Source organism: Rothia sp. HMSC065D02 (assembly GCF_001815285.1).
GTDB classification, from domain to species: Bacteria; Actinomycetota; Actinomycetes; order Actinomycetales; family Micrococcaceae; genus Rothia; species Rothia dentocariosa.
Genome location: NZ_KV820074.1, coordinates 156,665 through 168,361 on the forward strand (window position 1 = coordinate 156,665; position 11,697 = coordinate 168,361).

Here is an 11,697-nt window from a genome sequence, read left to right on the forward strand (position 1 = left end):
TACATGCTTAACGTACCTGGGATAGTGCTATGCCGTCCAGAATGTCATGTTCGCTCACCGTCACAGAATCGATGTTTCCTTCGGTGATCTCACGCAGACGAGTCATGATACGGGCGTAAATGGTAGCGCCGGCGCCAATAACATCAACTCGACCGGGGTGCATATACCCCAGTGCGGCGCGCTCCTCGCGGGTCATAGAGCGCAGCATCTCTGCCGTTTTCTGCACCGTATCTACAGAGATGGAAGAACCGTTAATAGCCTCGGAATCATAGGTCTTTAGCCCCAATGCAGCGGCGGCGATCGTGGTTGCAGTACCGGCAACGGCGACGGCTCGGGTAGCCTTTTCAAGGGGAACGCTCTGCAATACGGTGTCGATTGCCGCATCGGTGTCAGCTTCAACACGTTGAATCTGATCCGAGGTTGCGGGAGCAGATGCCATATGCCGTTCGGTCAGGCGCACACATCCAATATTCACGCTTCTTGCCGCCTGCACACCGTCTTCGGTCCCAAGCACGAATTCGGTAGACCCACCGCCCAGGTCAAAAACTACAGTCTTAGACTCATCAGCACCGACCGCCAGAACCGCGCCCGCAAACGACAGTTCCGCCTCTTCGTCGCCGGTAATCACCTCGGGCTCAATGCCCAGAATGTCACGAATACCATCCATAAAAACCTGACGGTTTCCGGCATCGCGGGTGGCACTCGTCGCCACGAAACGAAGCTTCTTGACCTTGTGTTTACGCAAAAGTTTTGCGTATTCCCGCGTTGCCTCAAAAGTGCGGTCCAAGGCCTCTTGAGCAAGCCATCCAGTGGCATCAACCCCCTGCCCCAGGCGGACGATACGCATCTGCCGCACCACGTCGTTGAGGCGGGTTACCGTGCGACCGTTAACGGTGTCGGTGCTGGCGTCAGCGATCAGAAGACGGATAGAGTTGGTACCGCAGTCAATTGCGCCAACACGCATAATGGGCTCCAATCCACGCAAGGCGTGAGGTTCTTAAGGTTATCTAGCCTGCCGCAGATTAATGCGTCGAGCTACTTACATATTAGGTGCCCGTACCGGTTACAGGGAACGGCACGGGCAAAGTTCTTAAAAATGGCTGAAATTAGGCATCCCGCCATGACGGTGCACATGCGCAAACCTGCGGGGTCCACCAATCGGCGATCTCATCCAGACCCCAGTCCCCCATAGGGTTAATGCCGCAGCCCACCGCCAGGGTGTGACCAATCACGGCATGCAGGCATTTGACGCGCGTGGGCATCCCGCCCGCCGAAATATTCTCAATTTCGGGCACCTCATCGGTTCCGCTGATCAGACGTATGCGCTCACGCTCGGCTAGGTAGTTTTCGTGTGCTAGGGTGTATCGGTTCGCAAGCTCGGTATCGGCCGCGAGCGCATCGGTCATCTCGTACATGAGGCCCCCCGCTTCCAGGCGGGATGCGGCCGCAGTAATCGCCGGATGCGCCAGGTAAAACACGGTTGGGAACGGGTTCCCGTTTGATAGCCTCGGTGCTGTAGCGGCAACGAGCGGGTTACCGCATACACAGCGTGCGGGAATCTCAATAACATCCCGCACGGTACGGCCCAACTGTGCTGAGAGCACTCGGATATCTTGGTCGGTGGGCGTCAAGGTTTCTACGGTAACGCCGAAACCCTGCGGGGTGCGGTTTTTGAGGTCTTCTACAGTGCTCATAGATCTTTCTTGAAGAATCGGTACGTCAGGTTTTATCGTACAGCACAGTTCACGTGTACAGCCGTACCGGCGTTACTTATCAGCAGGTTTAGGCGAAGGAGTCTTACCATCGTTCAGGGACCCCCAAAGTTTGTTCGTCCACGAATCTTCGGGAGCATTTTTCCCGGAGGCAGAGGTGCTGTCAGCCCGGCCGTCATCCGAATCTATACCGGTGACTGTATACGGGGTATCGCCCGGCGCCACATAGAATAGGCGGCTGCGCGCCTGCTGGCGCACATAGTCATCGTCTTGCCACCAGGTTTTCTCAGCTTGAAGCTGCACGTTTTCCTGTTTGAGCTCAGCAATGCGAGCCCGGGTAGTGTTAATTTCCCGCTGCTGATCAACATAGTTAGTCAGCGGGTATGCGGTACCCAGCAGGAGCACCGCGATCATAATAAGAATGCCCAAAAATTTTCCGCTAAAGCGATGCGCCGCGACGGGAGTCTCATAATTCTCATCGTCATCGTGTTCGCGGTGGATGCGGCGTTCACGTGCATCGCGTTCCCTATCGGCGCGATGTGCCCGGGTACGGGCACCGAAGAAGCTGTTAGCGGCGCGCATCCAAGCGGGGCGCTGCAAATACGAGCGTTCTTCAACGGTTCGATGGGTTGCGGTGATGTGGGGTTCCTTCGCCGCAGGTGCAGAAGATTTGACGCTCGCGGACTTAACCTGTTGATTGTGCGATTCACGATGCGCTGGCTGCGGGGGCGGCAGGGTGGCCTTCGAGCGCCGCGCAGTTGGCTTCTGTTGAGCCCGCTTATCTGCGGTGTTGGTCGTGCGGGATGAACCGGGTTTATGCGCCTTCTGCTTGCGAGCACGGGATTTACGGGTGGATGCTGACGCATCGGAGAGGCTTTCGCGCGCGGCAGCGGACTGGCTGCCACGTGATGTGCGACCTCGACGCAGTTCCTGCCCCGCCGGGCTTTTGCGTCGTTCACGTCCGTCGCGCTGAGCCATCATGTAGTGCTTTCCTTCCCTGCCCCTAAGTCTCTGGTTACCATTCTAAGCTACCGTGAACGTTCAGACGGAGTTATCCCCCGAAAAAGTGATATACCCGAATTATTGCTGGCACATTCCCCTAACCCCTAGGGAAAACTGAGCTGTTAGATTCGGAGGGATACATGTTCAAGAACCATAAAGCGCGCCATCGTCGTATGCGCCCTTCTAGAGAGAAGTCTACGAAGAAAAAACAGGAGATAAAAAATCTGGTGCTCTCGCAGGTAATGTACCAGTCGAGAGCACCAGATTATGGTGGTATGCGGTTCTAGTGTCCGTATACTATCGCGTTACGCCTTCTTGAAGCGGGGGAATGCTGACTTGCCAGCGTAAACAGCGGCATCGCCCAGTTCTTCCTCAATGCGCAGCAGCTGGTTGTACTTTGCCACGCGCTCGGAACGTGCGGGTGCACCAGTCTTGATCTGACCCGCGTTAGTCGCCACAGCGAGGTCGGCAATGGTGACGTCCTCGGTTTCGCCGGAACGGTGAGAAACCATGCAGCGGTATTCGTTGCGCTGTGCCAGTTCCATAGCGTCCAGGGTCTCGGTGAGCGAACCGATCTGGTTGACCTTCACCAGCAGAGCGTTTGCCGCACCCTCGTTGATGCCCTTCTCAAGGCGCTCGGGGTTGGTCACGAATAGGTCGTCACCGACGATCTGAACCTTGTCACCAATCTGCTCGGTCAGGGTCTTGTAGCCTGCCCAGTCGTTCTCGTCTAGCGGATCCTCGATGGAAACCAGCGGGTACTTCGCCACAAGATCAGCGTAGTATGCGCTCATCTCTTCGGCAGACTTCTTCTGACCCTCGAAGTCGTAGGCACCGTCGTTATAGAACTCGGAGGATGCCACATCCAGTGCGAGAGCAACCTGCTCGCCGGGCTTGTAACCAGCCTTCTCGATTGCCTCAATAATGAGGTCAAGAGCCGCAGCGTTGGATTCAAGGTTCGGTGCGAAGCCGCCCTCATCGCCCAGACCGGTGGAAAGACCACGGTCGTGCAGCACGGACTTGAGCGAGTGGTAGACCTCAACACCAGCGCGCAGAGCATCCGAGTAGTTCTCGAAACCGATGGGAGCAATCATGAACTCCTGAATATCAACGTTGGAGTCTGCGTGAGAACCACCGTTGAGGATGTTCATCATGGGAACGGGAAGCACGTGGGCGTTGGGACCACCCAGATACTTGTAGAGGGGAAGGTCTGCGGACTCTGCGGCAGCCTTAGCAACGGCGAGAGAAACACCCAGAATTGCGTTAGCGCCGAGTTTACCCTTGTTGTTGGTGCCGTCCAGAGCAATCATGGTTGCATCAACAGTACGCTGATCAGCGGCGTCGATACCGATAATTTCTTCCGAAATCTCTTCAATAACAGATTTGACGGCGCCCAGAACGCCTTTGCCTAGGTATACGGACTTGTCGCCATCGCGACGCTCGACTGCCTCCCACTCGCCGGTGGATGCGCCCGAAGGCACAGCGGCACGTGCGAAAGCACCATCTTCGAGCAGAACCTCAACCTCAACGGTCGGGTTGCCGCGGGAATCCAAAATCTGACGGGCGTGAACTGCGGTAATAACAGCCATGAAATTGCTCCTTAGAGAGTACAGGATATGACGGCTCGCTCCTGTGATGTTGGGCGAGTCCCGTTGCCCTAAATTTTACCAAAACTCCCACACAAACACACTAGTTACCACGGGATTTTTTGCGATTCCTGAGGGTATCCAACACCTTTAGTCCCTTGTAAACTCGCCTCTCAAAAATCATTCCCCCTGTGGGCGCGGCATATCCTCGCACCGCAGGCACCAATTCGAACCCCAACCGATAACGACAAAGTTCCTTATCACACTCTACTAAAACGATTGAACATCTTTAGAGCCAGTTTCTACATCGCGCAACACAGATAGATGTGTAGTGCTTTATGCCCCACCCACGAATGTAACCAGTGGAGCTCTACTTCAGGGCATAAAACAGGCACCTTTAGATGCAAAAAGACTGTCGCCTCCAAAGATGCCTGATAAATACTCTTCAGCCTACGCGGCCACGAGGCTATTGGTTGTACTCAATAAACTTACGGGTGTAAGTACGCAGGGCACGTTCCGCATCCAGCCCATTCTGACGCGCGCGGCACACAAGCGAAAAAAGTAGCTCACCGAATTCTTCCTCACTATAGGTAAAAGGAAGATCATCATCCAAGGAGGTAGGCTCCGGCGGAAGCACAATGTCGGCCTTGCGAGCCTTAGCAATCGTCTTCTCCGCTAGGGCCAGTGCAGGAAGATGAGGCGGAATGCCGTCAAGCGGACCTCGATCGGATTTCTCCGTCTTCTTAAGCTCATCCCAGAAAACCTGCTGTTCGGCGGCGGTCATCCGAGACTCGTCCGAAGAATCACTGAAAACATTCGGGTGCCGATCGTGAAGCTTTGCGTCCAGACCCTCGATCACCTGCTCGATCGTAAAGCCGCCCGGTTCTGCCGCCGCAATATCGGCGTGGAAGAGAACCTGAAGCAGAACATCGCCCAACTCTTCGCGTAGAAGCTGCAGGTTTGTACCCTCGGGTGCCTCGACAGCTTCCACGACCTCATAGGATTCCTCAATGAGGTATCGAATGAGGGACTGATGAGTCTGTTCGGCATCCCAGGGGCACCCGCCGGGGGCGCGCAGGGTTGCCATCGTCTGCACCAGACGCTCAAAGGCTTTCCCAGCGCGTGCGGCAACCTCAGCTACCGTTTTCTCAGAAACTCTATCTTCATTCACGGGCGGGCTTCTCCTACATGCTCCAGTGAGTCAGAGCATTCGCCATATGCGCCGGAATCTTAGCCCCCAGACGCGGGAACATGCGCAGTTCCTCTACGTAGCGATCGGCCTCAAGCTGGCGGGGGTACCGTACGAAAGCCTGCTCATTCGAGTAATCGAATGCAGACTGCACGGGCACGCCCGGGGTGAATGTCAGGCTCATGGCGAGTGGCGACCCTTCACCTTCGCTGTAGGAATCGGCCTTGAGCGTGGGAATACCCAAATCTTCTTCCGAAACTAACTCGAAGGTTCGTACTTGCTCCCAGAATCCGTTGCGGCGCACATGGGTGAGCACATCGTAGTAAGAGCCCACCGAGCGCACCCGGATCAACACGGTCGTTGCATCCTTGGCGCTGCCATTCTCGCCGAAGAGAGCTTCGGTCACCGGTGCTAGATGCTCGATCACCTTGGCGTCGGTAAGTACTAGGTTACCCTCGGCAAGCGCATCGCCAGCGAGCACGGAGGAATGTGCCTGATGCGCGGGGGTATCCGGCTCGGCTTCTGCAGGAGGCAGATCTGCGGATTCATGCTGCGCGGTCTTACCGTTTGCAGTTGATTCTCCGGACTGAGCAGCAACAGCGTATGCGGTCTGCGCGGCAGGCGCATCCTGCTTATTCGACGCCGATTCCTGAGGCTTCGTGTCGGTCGAGCCTGTCAGCGAGTCCTTCTCGACTTCGGGGACGAGAGCGAGGTCATCCACATGCTTGGGCAGTGCAGAGGAACTGTCGGTACTGGTGGTGCCAGCCTGGGATTCCTTCACCGCAGCCTGAGTTACATTCGCGCTCTGATTCTCCGAGGTGTAACCCTCAGCAGTCTTGGCATCACTCTCAGCCTTGACGGTGCTTTCGGAGCCAGCCGCCTTCTGTGAGTCCTCGCTCGTCTTATCAGTAGCGGACTTCGAGCCGGTACCCGAGGTCTTCACCGCAGCGGAAGTATCCGCAACGTCTTCCTTCGCGTTCGATGCAGTCTTCTTTGCTTCGGAGGATGCCACGATAGTCGCCAAAGCCGCCTGCATGCTGTTGAGTTCTTCTTCGTCTTCAGAAGATTTCTCAACCTTGGTTTTCTCTACCTCAGCTTCGGGGGTGGAGAGGCCGGAAGAGTCCTTGGCTGCGGATACGCCAGACACCGCCGATTTCTCGGATTTCTCGGAGACAGCACCGGCTTTAGCACTGTCAGTCTCGGTCTTGCTCTGCTCAGCAGCTTGAGCATCGTGACGACCGGTGACATTCTGCGGATCCGCATCGTAATCGTATTCGTAGCGCGAATCCTCGCGGTCACTCTTCGACGATGACGCGATCCCGGCGGCTGTCACGCCTGCGGTGCCAAGGGTACCTGCAGCGAGTGTACTCGAACCGCTCTTGGTCGATTCTGCTGTAGCAGAATCAGACTTTGCAGTATCTGCTTTAGCCTTCGCAGAAACTTCCTGCTCCTTTTCGTGAGCGCCAGAGGACTTCTTCTCGGAATCTACGGTATGTTCGGATTTCTCAGACTTCTGTGAATCTTGAGTATTGGCTTTGTCGGCATCAGCAGACTTGACGTCCTGGGTGTGGTTTTCAAAATCTTTCGCCTTCTGAGGCTCAGCAGCCTTAGCCTGTTCATCGCTCTTATCCTGAGCGAGCTTTGCCTCAGATTCCTTCTGCGAAGAGGTATCATCGGAGGAATCAGCCAGCGCTGAGGTCTTCGCGGTCGACGTTTTCTGATCTGCAGCATCGGTGGATGCGGTGCTCTGGTCGGCGGAGGCCTTCACCGACTCTGCGCTTTTCGCTGATGAGTCTTTCTGTGAAGCCGACTCTTTCTCGCTCGTTTCGAGAACGTAATCCGTGGTGTAGCTCGATGCATCGGCGGTGTTCGTGTACGAAGCCTGTACCGCTACTAGCCCGTTCTCGCTGGGGTTTGCTACCACGAGGGCACGGTTCCACACCCTGCCCGCGTCCTGGGCTCGCACGTAGAGCGAGGCAATCGACGAGAACCACGCATCGGTCGGAACCACAACACCCTGTTCGACTTCGCTGCCGCGATGGAAAATCCGGTAGTGCATATCGTCGCCCAGCTGACGCAGTTCGTATGACACCTTCCCGGAGCCGTATCCGCGCATCGCAGTTACGAGGTCGTGCAGCGGATTCTCGGGGGTGAGAACCTCCGCCTTTTCGTTCCCTTCAACGGATGCTGCTGCATGTGATGATGCGACTGCGGCGCCGTTCTGAGAGGCTTTTTCATCGCGCGCAGTTTTTTCAACGTCCTGTTTCTTGGAGTCTTTATCTGTGGAAGAGTGGGCTGAGACCTCATCTGCCACGGTCTTCTCGTGCTGTACAGCCATCTTCTCGGCAGAGGTCTTCTCAGCCGAAGTTTCGACGCTGCGATTCTTCCCGGGAGCCAAGGTTTCAGGGTCGTTACGGTCATCAAGATGTTTGGCAGAACCCGTGGCTCCCGAGCCGACAAACTCGATCTTGTCGGACTTCTTCGAGGCTGACGGGGTGCCCGAAGACTCCAACCCGCTCGTCGCCTGAGCCTCAGGGCTAGGTGACTTTTTCTCGTGTGCAGAGGCTTTTACATCCGAAGCAGATTCGGATTCTTGGGGTGTGGACTCAAGCGTAGACTTCGAGTCGGCGTTCGCTGTCTTCTTATTGTTTGAGTTCTTAGACTCAACACCGGGCGCGGGCACGAAAGCAGGCTTCTCTTCGGTGTCGGTTGGCACGACTCCTGCGGCAAGTTTCTCTCGCTCACGATCCTCAACGTTCGGGGTCTTGATGTCCGCAGATTCTTTCTCTGCAGAAGAAGACGGGGAGGCAGCCGCATCGGCGTGTGAGGATACTGAGGAGGTATTCCCCTCGTGCTCGGTGCCGTATTTCGTCTCGTTAAATTCTTTAAGTGCGTCCTGCACGTTTTGTTTCTGGGAGCCTGCTTCACTCTGTACCGACGCGGTACCCGAAACCGACGCTGCGTTCGATGAGGGAACCGCAGTGGCGGAAGAGTTAGTCTCAAATGCATCCGCAGGCATACTCGTTGCGCGGTATTCAGAAATCTGGGGTGCACGTTTCGGGGCGGAAGCGTCGGGGGCCTGAGCTGATTCCTGTGTGAAAGAACCCGTCTGAGCGGCATCTGCGTTCGCAGCCTGTGAGGAAGCGCCCACGGTTTTCTTGCCTTCTGCTGACCCGGAAGTCCTCGCTTCGCCTGCTGTGGACGCCGAAGGCTCAGCAGAAGAGCCGCTGTGCTGTGCAGACTGTTTCAAAGCATCGACGTTAAGGTCAGAAGTATCTTTGCTCTTCTGCTCTTCCTGTTGCATGCGAGTGCTCTCAGCCTGCACAAACCGGCGCAGGGAATTCTCCCAACGCTGCTGTTCATTCACACGTTCCGCGAGGGTACGATCCGATGCCTCTGCATCGGAGTTAGGGAGGGCGGATTTTACGTCGTCAGCCTGTGCTTCTGCCTCAGCCTGGGCGGCTTTCGCCTGCTCTTCCCACTTCTTCTTACCGATTCCAAAGAATCCCACAGAGTTCTCCCACTCGTCAGCTGTTCGGCGCCCCGCAATGACGCGGCGCGGTTCGGTCATCCCCTATAGTTTATCCTGCAAATGTTATTCATGAGTGGGTATGACGCAGGTTTTGACGTTCATGCGCGGCTTAACATCGTTTTTTCTAGGGTAGACATCACTATTTTGGTTTTTCAGGCGCAACCCCACTCCCCCGGCAGATGCCCGCTATTTCGGCGATGCACCCACACTTGACGTATTCCTCCTGTGACGAAACCCGTTCTTTCATAAAGTTTTCGTAAAGATTTGGCGGAGACCCCCATAAATATTTCTCTGTGCTGGGCGCTTCGGCGCCAGTGCCCGGCATATCCTCTATTACAGGTTGTCCGTAATATTAACGCGCCTCATCCCGCACCGGGTTCGCGGCCTTCGCAGCCTTCGCGAGCTCAAAACGCACGGCACGCAACGCGGTCGCCGCCATCACGCGCACACCCACACCAATCGCCTGCTCATTAGGAGCGTAGTCCCCCTGATGTAAGTCGTAGACAGGATCTTCCGGGGCGCGAGTTCCTAGGCGGAACATCGAGCCTGGAACCTCCTGCAGAATCCACGCGAAGTCTTCTCCACCCATTGATTGCTCAACCAACACGATGGACTCTTCGCCTAATTCGGCGCGCGCCGCGTTTTCCAACATGGTGGTTTCCGCGTCGGTATTGACGACCGGGGGCACGCCGCGGATATGTTCGACCCTTGCCTGTACACCGAAGGGAACCGCGACCTGCTCGATTACCTCGTCCAGCAGGTTGCCCGCCTGACGCCACACCTCAACATCCAGACATCTCATAGTGCCCGCCAAATAGCCTTCAGCGGGAATAGCGTTCGGGGCAACCCCGGCGCTCACCTGCCCCCACGCGACCAGCACGCCGGAACGCACATCGGTACGGCGTGTGAGCACGGAAGGAACCTGCACGGCAATTTGGCTCATCGCGTAGATAAGGTCCTCGGTCAGATGCGGCCGAGAGGTATGACCACCATGGCCGCTCAGGTGAATCTTAATCGTGTCTGAAGCACTCGTAATCGCCCCGATGCGCGTGCCGATTTTCCCCAGTTCAACCTTCGGATCGCAATGCAGGGCAAAAGCACGCGGGATATTGCGTAAAAGACCTTGCTCAATCATCTGCACAGCCCCGCCCGGCAACTGTTCCTCTGCGGGCTGGAACAGGATGCGCACGCTGCGCCCCAGCGGAGTCTTTTCGTTCAGCTCGTGAAGCGCCAGAGCAACCCCGAGCATGACGGTCTGGTGAATATCGTGCCCGCAGGCGTGCATCACCCCGGGGATGGTCGATGAATAAGGCAGATCCGTCTGTTCGACGATGGGAAGCGCATCAATATCGGCGCGAAGAGCTAAAGCAAACGGCCCGTTTCCGATATCGACGTAGCAGCCGGTGCCTTCGCAGGCGATAGGGTTCAGCCCTGCCTCACGCAGCGTCGTCATAATGCGTTCAGTCGTTTTCACCTCGCGGAATGAGAGCTCCGGGGTACGGTGCACCTCGCGGCGGAATTCCACAAGGGTAGGCATCATGCGAGCCACCCAGTCGTCGAAGACAGGGGTCGAAAGATCGTAACGTGAGTTTGCAAAAACCATAGTTCGAGAATAGCGCGAATCCACACCCAGTACACACCTTCCGGCTGCCCTCTTACGTTCGTTGAAGTTTTTGTACGCGACGTGACGAATCATCGCGTTGTGTGGCGGGTTTATGACATTATGACGGATTGTGACGAGGATGAAACCGCCGTCTGCAGACACAGAAATTACCTAGTGAGCGCCAGTTCGCCCTAATATCGCAAACAAAATGCGGTGTGGGCGTCACCAACCTTGCGCCCACACCGCATATCTTGTGTCTCTACGAGTTCTCCAACCGCTAGGCTTAGAGGGCTCGCGCCAAAATAGCCTGCTTGACCTCGGCAATAGCCTTAGTGATCTGAATGCCACGCGGGCAAGCCTCGGTGCAGTTGAAGGTTGTGCGACAGCGCCACACACCTTCTTTATCGTTGAGGATTTCCAAGCGCAGATCCCCAGCGTCATCACGTGAATCGAAGATAAAACGATGCGCATTCACAATGGCAGAAGGACCGAAGTACTGACCGTCCGTCCAGAAAACAGGGCAAGAGGAGGTACAAGCCGCGCACAGAATACACTTTGTGGTGTCGTCGAATCGGGCGCGTTCTTCCGCAGACTGCAGACGCTCACGTTCCGGTTCATTCGAGTCATTGATGAAGAAGGGCATGATCTCGCGGTACGCCTGGAAGAAAGGCTCCATATCGACAATCAGGTCCTTCTCACAAGGAAGACCCTTAATCGGCTCAACGATAATGGGCTTGGTAATGTCCAGATCCTTGAGCAGGGTCTTGCACGCTAGGCGGTTACGTCCGTTGATGCGCATCGCATCCGACCCGCAGATACCGTGTGCGCAGGAACGACGGAACGAGACCGAGCCGTCGAGTTCCCACTTGATCTTGTGCAATGCATCCAGCACGCGGTCGGTGCGGTACATGGTCAGATTGAAGTCATCCCAGTATGCTTTATCCGATACTTCGGGGTTGTAACGGCGCACGCGAATCGTCACGTCATAGGTGGGGATGTTCCCGGAGTCTGAACCGGACATACCTTCAAAGAGCTTGACCGATTCCGGTTCGGGAGTTTCGTGTTCAGCCATT

The 11,697-nt window shown here is 56.2% G+C and carries 8 protein-coding genes; all 8 read right to left on the reverse strand.

Annotated elements, in window-relative coordinates:
• Positions 1-7: 7 nt before the first annotated feature.
• Positions 8-964, reverse strand: a complete 957-nt coding sequence (locus HMPREF3016_RS01940; RefSeq protein WP_070695797.1) for a Ppx/GppA phosphatase family protein — start codon at positions 962-964, stop codon at positions 8-10.
• 142 nt (positions 965-1,106) lie between these two features.
• The gene (locus HMPREF3016_RS01945; protein ID WP_070739739.1) at positions 1,107-1,694 is read right to left on the reverse strand and encodes a DUF501 domain-containing protein; all 588 of its coding nucleotides are present in this window, start codon (positions 1,692-1,694) and stop codon (positions 1,107-1,109) included.
• A gap of 72 nt (positions 1,695-1,766) precedes the next feature.
• On the reverse strand, positions 1,767-2,693 hold the full coding sequence (locus tag HMPREF3016_RS11215) for an FtsB family cell division protein (protein ID WP_246828418.1): 927 nt from the start codon (positions 2,691-2,693) through the stop codon (positions 1,767-1,769).
• A gap of 326 nt (positions 2,694-3,019) precedes the next feature.
• Positions 3,020-4,303, reverse strand: a complete 1,284-nt coding sequence (gene eno / locus HMPREF3016_RS01955) for a phosphopyruvate hydratase (RefSeq protein ID WP_004006066.1) — start codon at positions 4,301-4,303, stop codon at positions 3,020-3,022.
• 463 nt (positions 4,304-4,766) lie between these two features.
• Positions 4,767-5,471, reverse strand: coding sequence for a nucleoside triphosphate pyrophosphohydrolase (locus HMPREF3016_RS01960; protein ID WP_070450782.1), 705 nt, complete (start codon positions 5,469-5,471; stop codon positions 4,767-4,769).
• A gap of 13 nt (positions 5,472-5,484) precedes the next feature.
• Positions 5,485-9,060, reverse strand: a complete 3,576-nt coding sequence (locus HMPREF3016_RS01965) for a hypothetical protein (protein ID WP_070739742.1) — start codon at positions 9,058-9,060, stop codon at positions 5,485-5,487.
• Between the two features lie 313 nt (positions 9,061-9,373).
• Positions 9,374-10,624 carry an amidohydrolase gene (locus tag HMPREF3016_RS01970; protein WP_041321697.1) on the reverse strand — a complete coding sequence of 417 codons (1,251 nt, stop codon included), beginning with the start codon at positions 10,622-10,624 and terminating at the stop codon, positions 9,374-9,376.
• A 283-nt stretch (positions 10,625-10,907) separates the two neighbouring features.
• Positions 10,908-11,696 carry a succinate dehydrogenase iron-sulfur subunit gene (locus HMPREF3016_RS01975; RefSeq protein ID WP_013398564.1) on the reverse strand — a complete coding sequence of 263 codons (789 nt, stop codon included), beginning with the start codon at positions 11,694-11,696 and terminating at the stop codon, positions 10,908-10,910.
• Position 11,697: the final 1 nt, after the last annotated feature.